This window comes from Candidatus Poribacteria bacterium (assembly GCA_028820845.1).
In the GTDB taxonomy this organism is placed as follows: domain Bacteria; phylum Poribacteria; class WGA-4E; order WGA-4E; family WGA-3G; genus WGA-3G.
This window is the reverse complement of sequence record JAPPII010000007.1, coordinates 17,133-37,408: the sequence shown is the minus strand read 5'-3', so window position 1 is coordinate 37,408 and position 20,276 is coordinate 17,133. Positions and strand designations below refer to the sequence as shown.

The window sequence follows — 20,276 nt, the reverse complement described above, 5'->3', positions numbered from 1 at the left end:
GGATGCCGGCGCTCCATTCTCTTGCAACTTCGTTCGTAGATGGTTCTAAGGTGGATACCAGCATTAACTGGACAGCGCGGATTGGCAAGGTTAGAAACCGCGCCTACGCAGTTGGGGAAAAGATGGGACATTTAGAGACAATCGAGAAAGCAGCACAGAAACTGATAGCACTCTGTCAGAAGGAAAAGCAAACCAAAACCGATAAAGAAAAAATGTTGGTAATCCATGCAGAGATCCTCACGAGCATTGAAGACCTTTCTGAATGCGATCTCTGCGGTGCGATCAGTGAATTAATCGTAACGATGACTTTAGCGGATACCACAGCAAAGGTGTGTAAGGAGTGTGGTATCAAATCACTTGAAGCAGGAAAGATTTCGTCTTCCAAACAGAAGGCATCTCGCAAACCGACCCGCCAATCTAAAACAGCTTCTGCTTCATCGGGGACCCGGAAACCTAAAACCAGCCGCACCCGTTCCAAGCGCGAGACCCCTACTGAAAAGCCAGAATCACCCGCCGCGCTACACACTCGCGTAGAAGCACAGACCGGCATCAAGAAGGCTGATGTGAAACGCCTCCATAAGATTGTTCAGGACATCGCAGCACCGATGAGTGCGGAACATACACTGAATTATGTGCAACGCGAGGCAGAAATAGCAAAGATAAAAGTAGACGCGGGTGCTTTGGAAAAGGCAGTTAAGCTCCTAATAGCGGCTTAGTCTGTTGCGATGTTCTTCGCCCACTCTCGATTCGCCTGATACCACTCGACAAGTGCAGTAATCCCCTCTCGAAAAGTGACTTGTGGTCGCCACCCCAAGAGTTCCTCTGCTTTTCGGATGTTCGCCCATGTGGCGCGAGCATCTGCTGGATGAAAGGGTTGATGCGAGAGGTTCGCTTTCTTACCAACGAGCTCCTCTATCAATCGTATCGTATCAATAAGTACAATAGGGCTATCCGAACCGAGGTTAATCACTTCATACTTGAGCGGTTTCAATCCTGCGATCACACCCCTTGCAACATCATCAAGATAGGTATAATCTCGAGAAGACTCTTTACCATCGCCATAAACAATAACCGGTTTTCCTTCACTAATCCAATGTACAAAGCGAAATGCGCTCATATCGGGTCTACCAGCGGGACCATAGACGGTGAAAAAACGGAAGATTGTCATGTCGATGCCGTAGAGATGGTGATAACTATGGCAGATCGCTTCAGCCCCCTTCTTTGAAGCGGCGTAAGGAGACAAGGGTCCATCTGTATTCATCTCCTCACTAAACGGAAGCGGGTTATCTGATCCGTAAAGACTTGATGTCGATGCCAGTATAAATTTTTTGACTTCAAACTCGCGGCATAACTCCAGCAGATTCAGCGTGCCGGTTATATTTGTGTCAACATATACCCAGGGATCTTCGACAGAATGCCGTACACCGGCGCGTGCAGCAAGGTTGATAATAGCATCATACGTCGCATCAAATATTGCCCGCAGTGCGTCCTGATCGCAGATGTCAGAATGGTGAAAATGAAAATTGGGAGTACCTTCGAGTTGCTTAAGCCGCCAGTGCTTTACTTGTGTATCATAAGAGGTATTTATATTATCAATCCCTACAACAGTATGTCCCGCCTCAAGCAAAAGCTCTGTTACCCTCCACCCGATGAATCCAGCACAACCGGTGACGAGATGTTTCATAGTTATTTTCCTTCCCCTTCACTTTCATCTATCGCTAAAAGTTTGCCGATTTGCTTTTTAAGTTCGGCGTAAATTTCGGGATTGAAATCTGCTTTTTCGTGGAATATGATCGTCCCTTCCTGTGAGATCAGATAGAGCGTCGGTTTCTCTTCTTCCGTCCGATACCGCTTATGCACTTCACCTTTCCAATCCAGTAAGAGTTTCGCAGGCGGTGGATCTTTCTCCAGTTGTCCCCTGATAAAACTTTTGGGTATGAACCTCGGGACGCTTCGCATGTCAGCAATGAGGTAAGGGGTAACCTGTGCGTTCTCTCGGTAATCGTTCTGGAACGCCTCCGCCCATTTGTTACTTTCCTTCCGAATCTTCCGGTTGCCCATCATGAGGAAAACGATCTTGCCCTGAAGTTTTTTCAGACGGTGTTCCTTTTCCTCAATATCTTGGAGCACGAAATCCGGTGCCTTATCCCCCACTTTCGGGGGGGCTGTTTCAGTTTTTTCGTCAGCAAAACTCGCGAATGTCCCAAAGAAAGCAATACTGATGACTGCAGCGATAAACCGTTTCATAGTAGTTCACTTGTCCCCTGTATTTCTTATCGGTATTTTAGCGTACCTCATGCCCAATTGTCAAGTTGACTTTTTAGCGGAAACCTGTTAAGCTATTAAGCAGGGTCATTCAGTTCCCCTGTAGAAGGGATTTCCAAATCTTGGTGGAAATACCCAAGCAAAACACTTCTTGCTGTAGGGTTGAATAAAAAATTCGAGATTGAGAGCATACCAAACAATATGAACGCTGAACGTACGATTCCTGCACTGTTAGACCAGATTCGCGGAGAACTCCTCCCACATATCGCCCACGCATCAACGCTGCAAACGACTGAGAGTTTGCAAGACTTTCGGAGTCAACTTCACAGGCTCCACTATTCCTGTATCCGCACACAAATGCCGAGTGCGGTTTGCAATCGTGTGGAGGTGCTGCTCTCAACGAGTGCGGATTTTTGGCATCTCATCGCTGAAAACGAATTGATGTTGAAAAATATGAAGGAATATACGCGGGTCCGAACCTTCTCGGCAGAAGCAGAAGGGATTACCAATATTGAAGAACTCCTCTCTGGTGAAGATAGCCTCCGTGATGTACTCATCAACAGCGTAGCCTTTATGCTCAATTGGAAGGCAAATACGATCTGGGTGGACTCTGCGAAGCGGGCGCGGACTGCGATGGCAAAAAATTACACCCTCGAAATCCAAGATCGAATTTGGCAGTTTATCAAAGAAAGCACACCAGAAACAGTAGAAGACGATGTGGACAAAGCGGCACAAGTGCGTGAGCGTGCCGATAGATTGCTTGCTGTGATTCATGCCAGCGATTTGCCGACTGAAGGACAGGTTACACTCCTAATGCAAATCTATACGCTATTGCTGGGATTACAACTCGGTCAACTGATTATTCAATTAGAAACACTTCAGGAGAACGGCACAGACGCATGAAAATACGTCTCCCTCTCTATTCTAATAGCGATTCATGTTGTTACTATGGTACGCGGATGGTGTGTTTCAGTGCCCTTCTACTGTTCTTGCTCTGTAGTGATCTTGCTGCTGATATACCCGAACTGTTACCCGGCACGGAAGTCCGTATAACAGCCCCAGAGACTGAAAAGACGTTTCTGGTTTACGTTCCCGTCGATTATACAGACAAACGTCCTTTTCCTATTATTTTTTATTACCACGGTTGGGGTGGAAAAGCAACGACCTGGATGTTGAAAAAGATAACAAAAGGAGGAGAATTTATCGTTGTGGGTATGAACTACGCGACTGACGCTTACTATAAGGGGCTTAGTCCTGACGCAACCGCCGCTGATATACGCTTCTTTGAGGAAGTTCTGACATTGCTTTCAACACGGTTGAACATTGCTACAGACTACATTTTTATGGGGGGCTACAGCCAAGGTGGGTATTCGACAACAGTTTTAGGCGAACAATTGTTAGGTCGGTTAGCGGGGAGGCTTGTCCTTGGGGCAGGCAGGCGCGATGTGGATAGGAATCCACCGCCGCCAACGCTGATTCAAGGACATCCTATCCTTTTTGGTGTCGGAGCACTCGATGATCCGCATTATCGGCGCGCCAAACGTGCCTCAGAGATTTATCGAGAGTGGGGGGCTGATGTGACATTTGAGGCATGGACAGATGAAACCCATAAACTCTCTTCAGAGTGGTTGAGAAAAACAAGAATCCGAGAATGGCTGATCGCGCATGGACCAACAAAACAGGTTGAATCTGGGTGCAAGATGGCGGAAACTGCTGAAACGGAGGACAGGATGGGTGAAGCTTTCAGGCTTTACGGCCAAATTGCGGAGATTTTGCCTGATACAATACTGTGCCGCCGTGCAAAGAAAGCAGCGGAACGACTCGCTACAGAAGCGGAAGCAAAACTCAATCTGATAAAAGAGACGGCAGATAAAAAATCTTATGCCGAATTGGTTAAGGCGTTAGGAAGTCTCCGTGAAACATATAATGGGAGTATCTTCGCAGAACGGGCAGCGCAAGTCCTTTATGAACTGCTGAATGCGAAAGCAGATGCATTAGAGGAACGTGCACGCGCGGCAGAAATACAGAAAAACTACACGCGCGCCTTGCAGCTGTATAAACTCTATCTCACCTATTTCACAGAAGCGGAACGCTATTCAGAAGTAGAGAAACGTATGAAGGCATTGAAAAATAAAATAGGGGTAAAATAAAGGAGATTTATATGTCAAAAGATTTATTCAAGGAACTTGTCGGGGTCATAGCCACCTTAAGAAGCGAAAATGGGTGTCCATGGGATCGAGAGCAGACACATGAGACCCTGAAATCGACGCTTATTGAGGAAACCTACGAAACGCTTGAAGCGATTGATACAGGCGATCCGAGTAAACTGAAAGAGGAACTGGGGGATCTGCTCTTGAATATTATGCTCCAAGCACAAATTGCAGCGGAACACGAGAACTTCGACATCTACGCCGTGATTGAAACCTTAACAGAAAAACTTATCCGACGGCATCCGCACGTCTTCGGTGATGTCAATGTTGAGAACTCAGAAGAGGTTGTAAAAAACTGGGAGGCAATCAAACGCCAAGAAGCAGGCTATTCGGATCGGGAATCAGTGCTTGACGGAATTCCGAATGCAATGCCGACACTACTTCGTGCTCAGAAGATACAGAGTCGAGCTGCGCGCGTCGGTTTCGATTGGGAAGAACTCGCTGATGTAATTGCTAAGGTTGAAGAAGAACTTGATGAAGTCAAAGTTAGTATCAACACAGAGGGTTCAGAAGCAGTTGCGATGGAACTCGGTGATCTGTTATTTGCTATTGTTAATCTATGTCGTTTTATGGATCTTCAAGCTGAAGAGACATTACGGCAGGCGAACCGGAAATTTGTAACGCGCTTTAAATGGATGGAAGCAGAATTAGAACGCCGTGGCACAAACTTTGAATCGCAAGACTTAGAGCGTTTAGATGCAATCTGGGAAGAAGCCAAAAAAGCGGAAATCGATGCTGGCTAACTCTGTTGGTTGCCAGCAAAGCCTTTCACAAGGTGAGCAGGACTACGGAACAAATGGCGGAGACACTATTGAATCTCTTGACACAAGAATGTAAACGCCACCCCGATTATGAGTGGTTCGTTGAACTTTTTAAGGGGTTAGATCCGTCTGCTCCCCCGCAGATAGATTTTATTCACCGCGCTGCACTTCCGTCGCGCGAAACCAAAAAACTGGGAATCTTTTCAGGATCCTTTAACCCGTTGACACTTGCACATGTTCGAATGATAGAGGATACACTCACGAAGTACCAATTGGATGAAGTCCTCTTACTCCTTGCGAAAGCGAATGTAGATAAAGATATATTCGGTTTGCCACTTGCAGCAAGACTCGTCACGCTCAAGAAATATGCGATCGATCACCAAAGGTTTTCTGTTGGTGTATCAAGTCATGGCAGATATATTGACAAGGTTATTGCTTTAAAAGCCATTTTTCCATCCGAGACTGAGTTCCACTTTATCGTCGGCTACGATACCTTAGTAAGAATCTTCGACCCGAAATACTATACAAACTTCCACGCGGAATTGCAGGAGTTGTTTATCTCAGCTCGCTTTATTGTTGCAAATCGGGCAGCAGCAGGTATCAAAACCATAGAGTCATTCATGACACAACCAGAGATTCGCCGATATACTTCTTACGTATCAAGTCTTCTCTTACCAGATACTTATGCCTATATGTCCTCAACAGAAGCACGTGAATTGCTGGCACGAGATGAAGCCATTAAACATCTCGTGCCTTCCAGTATTCTCGCCATGCTTGACCGAAATCCCTCTAAAGCCATCCATAAGGAATAACAGGCTTGTTCACTTCCTCGCAACTATAGATCTGTGTATCTAAATATGCACAATAGAGACAGGATTTGCGGGTTTGATTTAAGATTCCCCGCTAACAAAATTACAGTTAGGTGTTTTGATTTTACCACATTTTTCTTTCCATTATCGTCTTATTGCGTCAAATAATATACATTGCTGCCGAATTTTAGCATAATTTTGGCGTTTTTGTGATGGCATGGTTTTTGCAATAATCATTTTGTAAGCATTCATACAATAAACCTGAAACCGATTATCAGATACTTCCGTTTATTTTATCAATATTTTCGGTGACAGGCTTAAATTGAAAATATCGGAAATTCATAGCGGGTCATCATAGAAATTTTTCATTATAGAAATTTTATAGTGAGGAGAACTCATTATGTTTAACGGTATAGAAATTATTATAGGTGGTTTGGGTGCCCTTATCGGCATTGGCGGTGGTTATCTGGTGCTCTCCGCATTTTTTGCAGGTATCCGACATATTGCGAAACCCAATGCACTTGAAGTAGAAAAGACAACACCGAAAAAATAAAACTATCGGTGTTGATATTACGCCGAATGGCTTGACAATTGAAGTTTTTTGTGTTATAATTTCGTTGAGCACTTGAGAGGGAATCTATGCTCTGGTTCCAGATGCTCAAGATATTGTAAGACAGGACGAAGTTTACATTAAAACGAACAGCGGCAGATATGCAGTATCGCTCCCTCCATTCATGGGATGTTACACCTGAAGAAGCACGGGAAATTCAAAATAGGCTTCGCAGAGAAGTGATTGCGACAGACCGGTTTGGAACAATTAACACCGTTGCTGGGGTAGACATCGGACTGAAAAAGGACATCGCGCTCGCGTCTGTGGTAGTCCTCAGTTTTCCCGGATTACAGGTGGTGGATAGCGAGGTGGCAGAGTGCGCTGTTCGTTTTCCTTATATACCCGGGTTGTTGTCCTTTCGTGAGGTTCCCCCACTTCTGACAGCATTCGATCGGTTGCAAACGGAACCAGATTTGGTGATAGTTGATGGACAAGGTATCGCACACCCGCGACGGTTCGGGCTGGCATCGCATCTGGGACTAATTTTGGATAAACCGACGATTGGGTGTGCAAAATCCCGGCTCTGGGGACGATACGAAGAACCGGGACCAGAACAGGGTGCTTACACCCACCTCGTTGATAAAGGAGAGGTGATTGGTGCCGTTGTTCGGACTCGCACAAACGTTCGGGTAGTTTACGTATCCGTAGGACATCGGATATCTCTGGATTCAGCACGTACATTGACATTGGCTTGTTGTCGAGGCTACCGTTTGCCTGAGACAACCCGCCACGCGCACAACGCCGCATCCGGTAAAACTCCTCAAAATACACTACTGTTTTAACATCATGAATGATGGCAATCCGCTGCACTGGTCGTTTGACTATAATTACGGTGCGCAAAATCCGCAATTTGCTCAGGAATTGATTAGCACACTTCGTGGATATACTCCAGAAGCCGGTGCGCGTCAGACAGATGCAGGACAGACTGTCCGGCACGTTTACAATATCCTACCGAATTATTGGCGTGGCTATAGTAGAGACGATACTGAGGGACAACTGAGTATTGGGACGGCTATCATCGAGCGGAGCAAAGCCAATAACAATCTCTGGCACTACTCCGTCAAATATGAGAATACGACGAGCGGTGAAAATCTACGGTTACAATTCCGTTGTAACGATGAACCTTACCGCCCACTCACGGACAGTTGGCAGGTTGATGCCCGCAATAGGGGGCGCGATGCATATTCCCGAGCAACTTGCGATGGTCACCTAACTGTAAACAAAGAGGTGAAACTTCGCATCAATGGCACTGAGGTCAGTGCTGGAACGGTGGCAGCAGAGGTCAAACTGACGTGCGATTGGGCACTTTTTGATGTAATTCCCGCACTTGTGCAAACAATTCAAACATCAGATGGCAGTCTGGAGATTGCGGTGCTGGAAGATCTGGAGCAACTCAGACTGAAAAGCAGACTCGGCTTTCTTGAATCAATAGAGACCCCCATTCCGCTCAATGGGTATTCCCTCTACGGTATTGGGCTTCTGCCTTCATATTGGTGGCTTGATGCATACGGGAACGTTGCAATTGCTTCAAGCACTTTCGAGACGTTGGTGCTCAAGGAGAAAATGGGGTAAGCGAGATGAGCAAACGTCCCAATATCCTTTTTATTAACACCGATCAGCATTCGTGGGACGCACTCTCGGCTTACGGAAATCCATATCTCCAGACACCGAATATAGATGAACTTCACCGGAATGGAACCTCGTTTCAGCGGTCGTTCTGTACGGATCCGGTGTGTGCTGCTGCGCGTTCGAGTTGGGCAACAGGTTTATATACTTCAGAAACGGGGGTGCCGTTCAACGGCGGATCTCTGCACCCAGAAATCCGGGATTTAGGACAGGTCCTGAGCGAAGGCGGTTATAGAGCATTCCACTGTGGGAAGTGGCATGTACCCGGTAGAGATGTTCGCGAGAGTTTTCAGGTGCTTTATTATGGACAGCGAGATATTGGTGCAGGAGGTGCTGCGTATTACGATTCAGCATCCACACATGCGGTTGCCGACTTTTTGACGAACTACGACGCTGACGAACCATTTTATCTTCAGATCGGTTACGTCGATCCGCATGACGTATGCGAATACCTGCACAATCACGAGGAAAAACGAATTCCTAATCCAGTAGAGCAAGGAATTGTTTCGGAAGATGCTTTGCCACCGCTCCCTGAAAACTTTGCCTATGATGAACGGGAGACAGTGCTGCACCGAGTCTGTCGAAGAGTTGATGACGCGCTTATTCACGCCGCTATTCTTAAAGGTATTCGCGATTGGGACGAACCCCATTGGCGTTATCTGAGATGGAATTATTACAGATTCATTGAAAAAGTTGACGCTGAGATCGGAAGGGTTCTGGCCCTGCTGCGAGCAACGGGCTTGCACGAAAATACGCTCATTATCTTCAGTGCAGATCACGGTGAGGCGTGTGGCAGTCATCAGATGTTCCAAAAATTCACGCTTTACGAAGAAAGCATACGGGTTCCATTCATTGTGGCGTGTTTGAGCGACGGTATTGCTATAGACAAAAACCAACTTAACAAGACGCATTTTGTTTCAGGTGTTGACCTATTTCCCACTGTCTGTGATTACGCAGATGTTGATATGCCTGAACAGGTACAAGGCATGAGCGTCCGTCCGATTGTGGAAGGAAAAGATGTCCCTTGGCGCGATTACGCCTATATAGAGAGCAATTATTGGGGACGCGCAATTGTCAGTGAACGGTATAAATACGTTACAGAGTATAAACCAAAACCGGAAGAAGATTTCTCGCCGCCAGGACCCGATGCTGAACAACTTGGGCTTGCACAGTTGTTTGACCGGCAGAATGACCCCGGCGAGATGGAAAATTTAGTAGGAAACGCGATCTACAGTAAAGACGTTAAAATTTGTAGAGATAAACTACTGATCCAAAAAGCCAAACTTCACAGGCGACAAATTGTGCATCCAAGTCCGAAACGGATCATATCGAATTGGGGTGAACGTTTACGGACATATTGGGAGCATGGCAGATAGAACAGAAAAAAATAAAATTCATTAATACAATCTAAAAAATCCAGGATTTCGGAACAATGAATATCTATTCAAAACGCTTAAATCGACTCCCACCTTACATGCTTGGCAAACTCAAACAACTCACGCATGAACGCCGACAACTGGGGATAGATATTATTGACTTGGGGATGGGAAACCCAAATCAGCCGACCCCGCAACCTATCATTGATAAATTGACTGAAGCAGCACAGGAACTTCGGAACCACCGTTACTCCGCTTCGCGGGGCATTTTTAATCTCCGTCGGGAGGTCAGTTGGCATTATGAACGCCGGTTCGGTGTTCACATTAACCCGCATGAAGAAGCCATCTCTGTGATCGGAACTAAAGAAGGTCTGGGGCACCTCGCATTAGCCTTAATTGACGAAGGCGATTTGGCGATGGTGCCGAACCCAACGTTCCCAATCCACATGTACAGCGTTGTGCTTGCAGGTGGTAGCGTTGTGAGTATTCCGCTCACTGAAGAGAACGCTTTTATTCCGTCGCTTACGGAAATCACACGCGATATTTGGCCAAGACCGAAGGTACTCATCTTAAGCTTCCCGCATAACCCGACGGGTGCCGTGGTTGACCTTGGATTCTTTGAGGAGATTGTTGCGTTCGCGAAGCGTCAAGAGATCGTGGTAATTCACGATTTGGCTTATGCGGACATCGTTTTTGACGGTTACAAAGCCCCAAGTTTCTTACAAGCAAAAGGGGCGAAGGATGTCGGTATCGAATTTTTCTCGCTGTCTAAATCCTACAATATGGCGGGATGGCGATGTGGGTTTGCAGTTGGCAATCGCGAGATCATTGAAGCACTGGCTCGGATTAAAGGATATTACGATTACGGGATTTTCGCGCCGATTCAGGTTGCTGGGATCATGGCACTCCGTACACCGGCAGATACGGTAATGGAAAATGCTGCGGTCTATCAAAAACGTCGGGATGTGCTTGTCGAAGGGTTAAACCGGATTGGCTGGAAGGTTCCAAAACCGCAGGCTTCTATGTTCGTCTGGGCACCTCTACCAGAAGCGTGGCGGCATCTCTCCTCTATGGACTTCGCGACGAAACTTCTTAATGAGGCGGAAGTCTGTGTTTCTCCGGGTTCGGGATTCGGACATAACGGAGAAGGTTATATTCGGATCGCACTCGTGGAGAATGAAGATCGGATTCGTCAGGCGGTGCGTCAAATTCGACGGGCATTGTTTGGTTAAAGTTATTCCATACTTGTATTCTTCCTGTAGGTGCGGTTTCCCAACCGCACCCGGAACTGTTTCTATTCCAATCCCCACTGCTTTTTTGCTTCTTCAAACGAAATCTTCTGACTGCCTGTGTGCGAAATTGGGTTTTTGCCGACCCATCGCTCATCAATTGGATCTTCTGCGGGTTGGAAACGGATGTCACAACTAATGCGCCATCGGTCAGAAAGGTTTTTCGTAGAGGTGTGCATGGTGTGCATCGTGAAGACAATGACATCCCCCATCTCGAAATCGGCAGTCTGCCACTCACCGCCATATTTATCGCTAATCTCCATCGGGTCACGTCCGAAATGCCCCGGTGTCCCGTCCCGATCTACATCTGTTCTTCCATAGGTATCCCGAATGGGTGCGAAACTCGGGAGATTGTGCGAACCGACCAACACCGTTAACGTTCCCATAGTTGCGGGGACATCCCCGAAAGGCACCCAACAGGTATGGAGCTGCGCTGACCCGCGCCCCATATAGACGAAATCGAAATGCGGTCCCGACCAGACGGTAGGGCGAATAAAGCGGAGCCATTTGTAGTCAAAGGTTCGGGTATCACCATCGAAAAAGGTTCGGAAGAATTTGAAAAGTTCATCGCCTTCCAAGACTGCCTGGACATCCGGATGATGTGTAACAGCGGGTGTGCCCATCGTCCGTCCGGGACTCCCATCACCGGCAAACGCCTCCATAATGTCGGTGCCGGACTTGAAAACGTCATCTTTACCGTTGCCATCGGCGTATTCAAGGATAGCACGCCGCCCCGCGATAATCTTTTCTTTATCTATTAAACCGCGAACGAGTAAATATCCGTCCTCTGCTATCCGTTGGTGTAAACCTTCTGTTGAGTCAAGGATGTCATTGCAGTCCCGAAGCACACCGAGGTGTGGACCGGGGAAGGTGAGTTCATGTTCTCCTAAAAAGACGGTTTTTGCCATTATTTTCCTCCGCATATCAAACAACCTTTGCCTAAAATTTAATAGCACCGTTGACGAGATATAAACGCTATCTCTGCCTTGTGATGTCGTCCAAATCTCAGTTGCAATATTTTAACAAAAGTTGGCAATTAGTGCAAGGATATAAGGTATTCGGGCTGTCAGAATCAGGAGTTATAAGATTTTAGGATTTGTAGAATTATGGTTGCCTTTTTATATTGACGACTGGATTTCCTAAAAAATGTCATTGACCCAACAGTGTATAGTTGCTAAAATCAAAGTATCAGTGAACCAGCGAGGTTGGGTAACCTCGCATACGACGCGACGGATATTTCCAACAAAATATTTGAGGATTGACCTATGAAAGAATATTTGGAGGTTCAGAAACCTGAACTTGGTTATACCTACGAATTTGGGATCGACCAGCTCCCTCTCATGTCTGAATGTCTGGAGGCACATGGCTTTGCGATTATCAAAGATGTTTTATCACCTGAGTTAGTTGATGGTTTAAAACAAGCCGTCTTTGACGGTACAGATCCAAAAAGAGAACTGAATCCGGGAGAGAGTCGGACCCGACACGCTTGGATTGAGTCTGGACCGGGGGCTTGGCAGCTACTCGGATACAAACCGTTTATGAAAATCCATCGCCATCTCATCGGCACAGACGAAATGACCGTTCACCGGTCTGCTGCTATCATTCGGATGCCCGGATCCCAACCGGTTTCATGGCACACTGATTGGTGTGGGTTTTCAACGGATACACCCAAGAACTCAGGGGATGTGCTGAACCGTGGACTCTGGCCGTCGGGCAAATGGTTCTATTTGACGGGTTCTCGTCCGGAGCACGGTGGTCTGTGTGTGATTGAAGACTCTCACGTGGAAAGTTGGGAGGGACCTGAAGGTTTCAAGATGACGGCGGATAGACGCTCCTTCTACAAGGAGGGTGAAGAAGAAAAGGCATACACTGGGTTCGATATTCCTGGATTGGTACCGCTGTTTACGCACCCTGGGGATATGATTGTATTTGCGCATCGGACGTATCACGGCGCATTTCCGAATCAGATTGATGAGATTCGGTTGTCGTGTGCGATCGGTTTTCGACGGCGGGAGCATCACATTGATATTCCATGGGAGATTCCAGCTGAAGGCAAGCAATTTTTAGCGGATTTACCATCACATTTGCACCAATACACGCACGGGTATACGAGTATTGATGTGGGTTGGCGGGGGTAGATAACTCGCTTTTCAGAGTCTTTCAGAGTAAATCTGAAAAAGTAAGAGATTTGAGAAAGAGTCGTAACCCCACACTGTGACTGGGTTTTAGGTGGTTTTTAGAGTAGGGTTCTCGGAAACTTACTCTGAAATTTTATAGGAAGGGCTTAGGTTTATACTGTCTGAATCAGGATTTACGGGATTAGCGGATTTGCAGGATAGGCGGGAACAAGGTTCTATTGAGCATCTATGTTTATCCTTTCCTTACTCATCAGCTTCGTAGTCTTCATCGTTCAGGTCCATTCCGAGAGAAAGTCCCATGTTGGCGAGCCCCTCTTTAACATCGCGTAGCGAGCCCTGTCCGAAGTGGTTGTATTGTAACAATTCCCAATCCATTTTTACGACGAGTTCTCGTATAGTGTTGATATTTTCCCGTATAAGACAGTTGTGAGCTCGGGTAGACAGGCCAAGTTCAGAGATCGGTTGGGCTAAGTAGTGGTCGCGTTCTTCTTCTGTCACATCAGCCACAACCGGTTCCCCGTAAGGTGAATGATGCATTATTCCTCTTCGTTCAGGTTGCCGATCAATAATATCTATCCAAGGGGAATCCAATTCGTCTTCGTCGTCTTCATCAAAACCTACAAGGATACTCTGTCCGGCAGTGTTCATCGCTCTTTCGATAGAATCGGTCAGTGTTTTCCAGAATGTTTCGCGATCTTCGTCCTCCATATCACTCACTTCTAAAGCAACTTCTCGCCAAAGGGCGAGGAAAACCTGAAGGGACTCACTATCTTCTTTTCCCTCTGAAATTTGTGTGATCAATTCGAGTAATCCCCCAAAAAACTCCACAAGGTCTTCGATCTCCACCCGTGTGAGCCAATCGAGGGACTTTGAAATCGTAACAGATTTGACAGATAGTTCGTCGTCCATAAGGTATCCAACGACGAGTTTGGGCTGTTTCATTTGAAGTCTCCATGTAGCAAGAATATAAGGTTTGTGCAAATTATACACAATGTATTGAGAGAGTTCAAGATTTTTCGGATGCTGGAGCAGAAGACGATAAGTTTGATTTGGTGCGGTTAGAACCCGGAACTGACTGGTCATCGGCAGGGCTGGAAGCCCTGCCGATGAAGGATACGGACTACAATCCCCTTCTACAGATCTCCGATGTAACACGCGATGAAGAAGAGCGCGAAGTAGTAGATGACCGGATTTACCTCTTTTCCACGTCCTGTCACCAATTTGAGAAACGCTAAGGAGACGAGTCCGAAGCCGATGCCGTCCGTAATGCTGAAAGAAAGTGGCATCATTATTATCGTTAGGAAAGCGGGGATCGATTCCGTGATGTCTTCCCAATCAATCTGGTTGACATCTCTGAGCATCAATCCGCCGACGACAATAAGTGCTGGGGCGATAATTGGATGAAGTTGGATTCCCTGATACACGTATTCACCGCCCACAATTTTAACAAGCGGAAAAAGAACGAGAGACAGGAGCATAAAAATTCCTGTAAAGACGGGGGTGAGTCCCGTTCGTCCACCTACAGCAATCCCTGTTGTGCTCTCAATGTAGCAGGTAACAGTTGAAGTGCCGAGTAAAGCACCGCCCACAGTACTGCCAGCATCCGCCAAAAGGGCATGTCTGGCTTTCACAAGTCGTCCTTTCTCAATCAATTCCGCTCTGTAGCCGATAGCCGTTAGGGTACCGATAGTATCGAACATATCAATCGCGAAGAAGACGAAGATCACAGAAATCAGGTCTAACTTATCAAAGATATTCGGGAGTTGCAGTTTAAAGAAAGTAGGGGCGATAGCGGGTGGAGCTGCGGCGACCCCGTCATACTTAGTAAGACCGAAGATCAGGCCGATGGCAGCAGTGACAAGGATACCGATGAGAATCGCCCCTCGTATTCGACGCGCCATGAGGGTTAATGTTACGGCGACCCCGAAAAGCGACAGCAACACAGGGGCGGATAAAAGATCACCGCGGGTTATAAATGTAGCGGGATGCTTTGTAATAATACCGCTCCACTGCAAACCGATGAAGGCGATGAAGAGTCCAATCCCGATGGCGATTGCATTCTGGAGCGAGGGGGGAATGGCATTCATAATAGCTTCACGAATTCCGACGAACGAAAGGATGAAAAACAACACTCCCGATATGAAGACGATGCCGAGTGCCTCCTGCCAGGGTAAGTTTAAACCTTGACAAACGTCGAAGACGAAATAGGCGTTAAGCCCCATGCCGGGTGCTAAGACGACCGGGTAATTCGTCAGCAATCCCATAGCGAACGATGCGATTGCACTGGATACACAGGTTGCCACCATAACGGCCCCATAGTCCATGCCAGCCAATGAAAGCAGTGTGGGTTGAAAGAAGATTATATACGAGATCGTCATAAAATTCGTGAGCCCTGCGATCAGTTCACGTCTCACTGAGGTGCCGACCTCTTTCAACTGAAATAACTTTTCAAGTAGCATTTTCTCTCCTTTACCGGATAATTGTGTGGATAAATGCTTTCTTTAGAAACCGTGATTTGGAGATTTCGGCTATTGGGCAAATTTTGGCTGCAGTGCTGCATAAGGCAAGCGTTCCTTCCTCAACCCAGCGAGCAGATTCTCCATTGCCATCGTCATCATTTTCATCCGTGTTTGAATAGTAGCACTGCCGAGATGGGGTGCTATAATAACGTTACCTAAACCGAGAAGCGGATGGTCAGTGTTAAGGGGTTCCGGTTCCGTTACGTCAAGCGCAGCACCTGCAATCTGACCTTCTGTGAGGGCATCATATAACGCATAGTGATCGACAACAGGTCCTCTGGCAATGTTCACAAGGATTGCGGTGCTTTTCATCAACGCAAGTTCGGCTTTGCCAATCATGTGAGTCGTCTCTTCCGTCAAAGGAACGTGGAGTGTTATGAAATCGGAGTTTCGAAGGAGTTGTTCCATGTCAACATATTCTATATCGAGTTCTTCCTCCCAATCGTGTCTGCGTTCGCGTTTGTAATAGAGGACCCGCATGTCAAAAGCCAGCGCGCGCTTTGCGACGGCATAACCGATGCGTCCCATCCCGACAATACCGATTGTTGCATGATGTACATCGTATCCCCAGAGGATATTCGGATCGTAGTATAGCCACTGTTTGGTCTGAACGTGTTTATCCGCTGGAACGATATTTCGCGATGCGGCGAGCAGGAGTGCCATCGTCATATCCGCAGTCGTATCGCTAAGAACACCGGGTGTATGCCCGACCGCAATCCCTCTCTCTCTACAAGCCTCAACATGGACATGATCATAACCCACTCCAACGACAGAGATAACTTTGAGGTTCGGGGAAGTAGCGATCATCTCTGGTGAGACGGGTTCGTGCCCATAGGTCATTAGCCCATCAAGGGGCGGAATCTTTTCAGCAATAGGCGGTAGAATTGCGCTCGTATGCCACATATCGACTTCACATTCTGCGGCTATTTTCGCTCGGATTTCTTCTGGTATAGGTCGTGTGATGAAAACTTTAAATTGTGCCAAGATTTCCCTCCTTACGATTGGCGATAAAAGATGCGTATGGGTGTACCGTTGAATCCGAATTCCGCCCGAATATTGTTGGCAAGGTACGCCTCGTACGGTGGACGTATCCGATGTAGGTTCCGCCCAAATATGAGAAAGGTCGGGGGCGTGATCTCCACTTGTGTGATATATTTGAGTGCAGGTCGGACCCCCTTGACCCGTGGTGGGGGATGCGCAGTCCGTAATTCAAGGAGGAGCTGATTAAGGTCGGGGGTCGGGATCCGGGTGCAGTACTCGCGATAGACCTCAAGTGCTATCTCCAATATATGGGTAACACGTTGCCCTGTAAGCGCAGAAACGAAAACCCGTGGTACATAATGAAGTTGTGGGAGCTGGGCATCTATTCTATCCATAAATGCGGGATGCGTTGTGTTATCCTTTTCAACCAGGTCCCATTTGTTCAACACTAAAACTGAAGCTTTCCCCTGGCGTTCGATGAAATTGGCGATTGTCTTATCCTGTTGTGCGATCTCCTGGGTTACGTCAAGTACGAGGACAGCAATATCGCTTTGGCGGATGCTGTGTATTGCGCGCTGGACGGTTACGGATTCGAGTTCATCTTTAATAACCGATTTCCGCCGCATTCCGGCAGTATCAACGACCTCAAAGGGAATGTTGTCGTGAACGATCCGAATATTTACGGCATCTCGCGTCGTTCCGGGTCGGTCGTCTACAATCATTCGCTCTTCCCCTAACAAGTTATTGATAAGCGAAGATTTTCCGACATTCGGTCTACCAACGATTGCGATTTTCATAGCGGCAGATGCGCTGTCCGACGTTGCGGCAGTATCGGGCAGCTCCTCTACCACCCGATCAAGGAGTTCCCGAATTCCATCGTTCTGGACACACGATGTCCACGTCGGTTCAGAGAATCCGAGTGCGTAAAACTCCGCCGCCTCATTGCGAAACCGATCACTATCCACCTTGTTGACAACAAGGAAAATAGGTTTACCAGCGGTTCTGAGTTTATTAGCGACAGTTATATCGTGTGGCATAATACCGGTTCGCGCATCAACAACGAACAGGACGAGACTTGCTTCATCCAAAGCAGTATCTACTTGTAATTGGACGTTGTCAATAAGACGGTCATTTGGATCGACATCTAAACCGCCAGTATCAACAATCGTAAAGGTCCGATCGTTCCATTCAACATCGGCGTAGTTCCTATCGCGCGTTACGCCGGGTGTATCATGAACGACAGCAAATTTACGCGATTTTTTGGTATTTCGCGGTCTGACCGGCTGCAGTGTCTCGTCCCCATTGCCTTCAAAATCGGTGCGTATCTGTTTCGGGCGTACGGGGGCAGATGCAGTGATTCTATTGAAGAGCGAAGATTTTCCGACATTGGGCCTGCCGACAATTGCGACAATTGGATGTCCGGTTTCCATTAGTTTTCCTCCAACGCATCGGCTTCTGCAGACCGGCTTTCGATGGATTGATCTGTTGCGAATGTTCGCGAAACGGCGATAATGGATTTTATCACAACAATAATAGGAATTGCAAGTAACACTCCCCAAAAACCGAGGACCGTTGCCCCAACAATCACGGCGAACATAATAAGTAAAGGATCAACATCGACAGCATCGCTCATGACTTTAGGCGAGACCAGTGAGTTGTCAATAGTTTGGACACCGAGAACAACTCCCACGACAACTGCGGAACGCACAAGAAATTCAACGAGACTAAAATCCCCAGCTGCCAATCCCATCAACATTGCCAAAAGTGCGAAACCGCCGCCAATAAAGGGACCAAAGGTCGGTATCGCATTACAGATGCCGGCAAGTAGACCGACAACAAGCGCGAAGGGGACACCAACAACACTATATGCAATACAGGAAATTGCTGAAATAATAGCGATAACTGTGACCTGTCCTTTCAAGAACTGTTGGAGATTTTTATCAATCTCACGTAGATAACTCTTGACGGTATCACGCCGCTGCTCAGGTAGCAGCGAGACCAAATCATGAAAATAGTTATCAAACGATTGATTCGCATAAATAAAAACAACGAATGCGAGCAACAGTGTTGCCAGAAATCCACCGAAACTAAAAGCAATCGATCTGACGAATCCTGAAATCCACCGAACCGCTACCCCGCCCGTTTGGGCAATTGTCGGTATCCGTTCGGTAAGATACGCTCGAATCTGCTGTACAATTGGCTCGTCTCTATAGGTATCGGTAATACCTTTCTTATTTACAGCAAACGGTTTCCATCGAGCGGTCGATTCGATACGATGTCGGATAACGGTCGAATCTCCGGCGTATAGTCCTGAAGGAGCAGATGCTAAGAGTACATTTCCTGTTGTGCCTCCTACTTTTTGCCAACCATCAAGTCGATTCCAGGCATAGAGACCCTCGGGTGTGCCAGCGTATAGTTCAGCGCGAGCGTTAGCACTGAGATCTCTTTCCGTTGGTTCTACGACTGCAAGTGTGTAAACGATTTGGGGTATCGGTGGCAGTGGCTCCCAACCAAGAGATGTCCCTTCCAGGTGCCAATGTATCGTCGTTTCTATGGGCATCAAGGATTCTGGATCAGGCTGCGGTGTGCTGGCGACATAAGTTATTCTGCTACCATCGCTATCCTCAATAGAGGTGATACTGACGATAGATCTTTCGTCATAAATAATAGGTTCAACTTCACGCCAAGTCCGTCCGGAATCATTGCTTATGTAAAGTCGGTTTTGTGTTCCAACGTAGATGTGGGCACTATTCCAATGCGGTGTATTGACAGCTTGGATGGTTGCGGTATCAAAAGGCGTGCCTTCCACCTTGTGCCATGTTTGCGATTGAATTCTCCGAACGCTTCCATCCGTCCGAATCACTTCAATCCCGCCGCGGGGTAGGACTTTATAATATCTGTATAAACCTTTTGTAGTGCCAGCATAGATAATATTTCTGCTGGTTGTCAGAGCATGTATCTGTTTGCCGAGAAGCTCGCCGTTTGTAATGCCGACACGGGCAGCGGCATCTTTAGCATCCACTGGAACGCTGTAAACCCCGTGGTTTGTAGCAACATAGAAGGTTTCTACTTGCCGTTTTTCTTCGTCGGCAACAATCGGATTAATACCGATTGTGAGAGCTCTAAAGGTCTCTCCATTGACATAAGGCAAAACGGTTTCGTGATAAAATTTGATTAACCCAGTGCCCATTTGTCTGGCTTGTCTACTCACCTGTCTGCCGGTGTAGAAAAGCGCGCCTCCACAGATGACGAGAATCAACACCGTAGCAATAGCACGTTGATACTCCTTTTTAAAGGGGAGTGCGTTCCAGAGAAACCTGAAAATATAGGCAAAACCGAATCCTAAAATGAAAGGGGTCAATGCACCCAAGAGGCGCACAAACAGCCATACACCTATCATTAGGATTTCCAAAATGATGATGCTCTTTATGTCGATCCAGCGGTAAATGCGTGTGAGCAGCACAATCAGGAGGATAGGGACTATCGGATGTAACAACAGTATCCGATTGCTATCGTCTGCGTTGCTTTTGTAATAAGCGAACGCTATCCACCCTGCGGCAAACACAACACTGATAATTGCGAGAATAGATGCTGAAAAGATTGGTGATAGTTGTGGGTTCGGTGCGTTTTGCGTATTCATATTTGATTAGTTGTCAGTTATCAGTTGTCAGTTAAGAGGTGTTTTTGTAACA

19 protein-coding genes are annotated in these 20,276 nt (G+C 47.0%); 11 read left to right on the top strand and 8 right to left on the bottom strand.

Going from position 1 to position 20,276, the window contains the following annotated elements; genetic code table 11:
* Window positions 1–2 precede the first annotated feature (2 nt).
* Window positions 3–716, top strand: a complete 714-nt coding sequence (locus tag OXN25_01340) for a hypothetical protein (protein MDE0423490.1) — start codon at window positions 3–5, stop codon at window positions 714–716.
* Here OXN25_01340 and OXN25_01335 read toward each other — a convergent pair.
* On the bottom strand, window positions 713–1,684 hold the full coding sequence (locus tag OXN25_01335; GenBank protein MDE0423489.1) for a GDP-mannose 4,6-dehydratase: 972 nt from the start codon (window positions 1,682–1,684) through the stop codon (window positions 713–715). The genes OXN25_01340 and OXN25_01335 overlap by 4 nt on opposite strands.
* Window positions 1,685–1,686: 2 nt before the next feature.
* A complete protein-coding gene (locus OXN25_01330) occupies window positions 1,687–2,247 on the bottom strand; it encodes a redoxin domain-containing protein (GenBank protein ID MDE0423488.1) in 561 nt (186 codons plus the stop codon).
* Between the two features lie 219 nt (window positions 2,248–2,466).
* On the opposite strand from OXN25_01330, the gene OXN25_01325 reads away from it, so the two are divergent.
* The 9 genes from OXN25_01325 (at window position 2,467) to OXN25_01285 (ending at window position 10,889) form a co-directional block, all read left to right on the top strand.
* Window positions 2,467–3,168, top strand: coding sequence for a hypothetical protein (locus tag OXN25_01325; GenBank protein MDE0423487.1), 702 nt, complete (start codon window positions 2,467–2,469; stop codon window positions 3,166–3,168).
* Complete coding sequence (locus OXN25_01320; GenBank protein ID MDE0423486.1) at window positions 3,165–4,415, top strand: hypothetical protein; 1,251 nt, start codon at window positions 3,165–3,167, stop codon at window positions 4,413–4,415. Before OXN25_01325 ends, OXN25_01320 begins: the two co-directional genes overlap by 4 nt.
* An 11-nt stretch (window positions 4,416–4,426) precedes the next feature.
* Window positions 4,427–5,218 (top strand): nucleoside triphosphate pyrophosphohydrolase, encoded by a 792-nt coding sequence (mazG, locus tag OXN25_01315; GenBank protein ID MDE0423485.1) that lies wholly within the window; start codon window positions 4,427–4,429, stop codon window positions 5,216–5,218.
* 53 nt (window positions 5,219–5,271) lie between these two features.
* Complete coding sequence (locus tag OXN25_01310) at window positions 5,272–6,048, top strand: nicotinate-nicotinamide nucleotide adenylyltransferase (GenBank protein ID MDE0423484.1); 777 nt, start codon at window positions 5,272–5,274, stop codon at window positions 6,046–6,048.
* Window positions 6,049–6,445: 397 nt separating this feature from the next.
* The gene (locus OXN25_01305) at window positions 6,446–6,598 is read left to right on the top strand and encodes a hypothetical protein (protein MDE0423483.1); all 153 of its coding nucleotides are present in this window, start codon (window positions 6,446–6,448) and stop codon (window positions 6,596–6,598) included.
* Window positions 6,599–6,756: 158 nt separating this feature from the next.
* Window positions 6,757–7,437, top strand: coding sequence for a deoxyribonuclease V (nfi, locus tag OXN25_01300; GenBank protein ID MDE0423482.1), 681 nt, complete (start codon window positions 6,757–6,759; stop codon window positions 7,435–7,437).
* A gap of 4 nt (window positions 7,438–7,441) precedes the next feature.
* Window positions 7,442–8,227, top strand: coding sequence for a hypothetical protein (locus OXN25_01295; protein MDE0423481.1), 786 nt, complete (start codon window positions 7,442–7,444; stop codon window positions 8,225–8,227).
* A gap of 5 nt (window positions 8,228–8,232) precedes the next feature.
* Window positions 8,233–9,657, top strand: a complete 1,425-nt coding sequence (locus OXN25_01290) for a sulfatase-like hydrolase/transferase (protein MDE0423480.1) — start codon at window positions 8,233–8,235, stop codon at window positions 9,655–9,657.
* 56 nt (window positions 9,658–9,713) lie between these two features.
* Entirely contained in the window at window positions 9,714–10,889 is a 1,176-nt protein-coding gene (locus OXN25_01285; protein ID MDE0423479.1) for an aminotransferase class I/II-fold pyridoxal phosphate-dependent enzyme, read from the top strand.
* Between the two features lie 62 nt (window positions 10,890–10,951).
* On the opposite strand, the gene OXN25_01280 is transcribed toward OXN25_01285, so the two are convergent.
* Window positions 10,952–11,854, bottom strand: a complete 903-nt coding sequence (locus OXN25_01280) for a phytanoyl-CoA dioxygenase family protein (protein ID MDE0423478.1) — start codon at window positions 11,852–11,854, stop codon at window positions 10,952–10,954.
* A 357-nt stretch (window positions 11,855–12,211) separates the two neighbouring features.
* Between OXN25_01280 and OXN25_01275 the strand changes: the two genes are divergently transcribed.
* Window positions 12,212–13,084: a phytanoyl-CoA dioxygenase family protein gene (locus tag OXN25_01275; protein MDE0423477.1), complete on the top strand. Its 873-nt coding sequence runs from the start codon at window positions 12,212–12,214 to the stop codon at window positions 13,082–13,084.
* Window positions 13,085–13,327: 243 nt separating this feature from the next.
* Here the strand turns inward: OXN25_01275 and OXN25_01270 are convergent, their stop codons facing one another.
* The 5 genes from OXN25_01270 to OXN25_01250 all read right to left on the bottom strand — a co-directional run bounded on the left by OXN25_01270 (window position 13,328) and on the right by OXN25_01250 (window position 20,224).
* Complete coding sequence (locus tag OXN25_01270; protein ID MDE0423476.1) at window positions 13,328–14,026, bottom strand: hypothetical protein; 699 nt, start codon at window positions 14,024–14,026, stop codon at window positions 13,328–13,330.
* A 191-nt stretch (window positions 14,027–14,217) separates the two neighbouring features.
* Complete coding sequence (locus tag OXN25_01265; protein ID MDE0423475.1) at window positions 14,218–15,543, bottom strand: NCS2 family permease; 1,326 nt, start codon at window positions 15,541–15,543, stop codon at window positions 14,218–14,220.
* Window positions 15,544–15,612: 69 nt separating this feature from the next.
* On the bottom strand, window positions 15,613–16,587 hold the full coding sequence (locus OXN25_01260; protein MDE0423474.1) for a D-glycerate dehydrogenase: 975 nt from the start codon (window positions 16,585–16,587) through the stop codon (window positions 15,613–15,615).
* Window positions 16,588–16,598: 11 nt separating this feature from the next.
* Window positions 16,599–18,014 (bottom strand): ribosome biogenesis GTPase Der, encoded by a 1,416-nt coding sequence (der, locus tag OXN25_01255; GenBank protein ID MDE0423473.1) that lies wholly within the window; start codon window positions 18,012–18,014, stop codon window positions 16,599–16,601.
* Complete coding sequence (locus tag OXN25_01250; protein ID MDE0423472.1) at window positions 18,014–20,224, bottom strand: AI-2E family transporter; 2,211 nt, start codon at window positions 20,222–20,224, stop codon at window positions 18,014–18,016. The genes der and OXN25_01250 overlap by 1 nt, the downstream gene beginning before the upstream one ends.
* Between the last annotated feature and the right edge of the window lie 52 nt (window positions 20,225–20,276).

Coding starts and splice junctions, on each gene's coding strand:
- OXN25_01340 (MDE0423490.1), top strand. CDS start 3: ATGCCGGCGCTCCATTCTCTTGCAACTTCGTTCGTAGATGGTTCTAAG.
- OXN25_01335 (MDE0423489.1), bottom strand. CDS start 1,684: ATGAAACATCTCGTCACCGGTTGTGCTGGATTCATCGGGTGGAGGGTA.
- OXN25_01330 (MDE0423488.1), bottom strand. CDS start 2,247: ATGAAACGGTTTATCGCTGCAGTCATCAGTATTGCTTTCTTTGGGACA.
- OXN25_01325 (MDE0423487.1), top strand. CDS start 2,467: ATGAACGCTGAACGTACGATTCCTGCACTGTTAGACCAGATTCGCGGA.
- OXN25_01320 (MDE0423486.1), top strand. CDS start 3,165: ATGAAAATACGTCTCCCTCTCTATTCTAATAGCGATTCATGTTGTTAC.
- mazG (MDE0423485.1), top strand. CDS start 4,427: ATGTCAAAAGATTTATTCAAGGAACTTGTCGGGGTCATAGCCACCTTA.
- OXN25_01310 (MDE0423484.1), top strand. CDS start 5,272: ATGGCGGAGACACTATTGAATCTCTTGACACAAGAATGTAAACGCCAC.
- OXN25_01305 (MDE0423483.1), top strand. CDS start 6,446: ATGTTTAACGGTATAGAAATTATTATAGGTGGTTTGGGTGCCCTTATC.
- nfi (MDE0423482.1), top strand. CDS start 6,757: ATGCAGTATCGCTCCCTCCATTCATGGGATGTTACACCTGAAGAAGCA.
- OXN25_01295 (MDE0423481.1), top strand. CDS start 7,442: ATGAATGATGGCAATCCGCTGCACTGGTCGTTTGACTATAATTACGGT.
- OXN25_01290 (MDE0423480.1), top strand. CDS start 8,233: ATGAGCAAACGTCCCAATATCCTTTTTATTAACACCGATCAGCATTCG.
- OXN25_01285 (MDE0423479.1), top strand. CDS start 9,714: ATGAATATCTATTCAAAACGCTTAAATCGACTCCCACCTTACATGCTT.
- OXN25_01280 (MDE0423478.1), bottom strand. CDS start 11,854: ATGGCAAAAACCGTCTTTTTAGGAGAACATGAACTCACCTTCCCCGGT.
- OXN25_01275 (MDE0423477.1), top strand. CDS start 12,212: ATGAAAGAATATTTGGAGGTTCAGAAACCTGAACTTGGTTATACCTAC.
- OXN25_01270 (MDE0423476.1), bottom strand. CDS start 14,026: ATGAAACAGCCCAAACTCGTCGTTGGATACCTTATGGACGACGAACTA.
- OXN25_01265 (MDE0423475.1), bottom strand. CDS start 15,543: ATGCTACTTGAAAAGTTATTTCAGTTGAAAGAGGTCGGCACCTCAGTG.
- der (MDE0423473.1), bottom strand. CDS start 18,014: ATGGAAACCGGACATCCAATTGTCGCAATTGTCGGCAGGCCCAATGTC.
- OXN25_01250 (MDE0423472.1), bottom strand. CDS start 20,224: ATGAATACGCAAAACGCACCGAACCCACAACTATCACCAATCTTTTCA.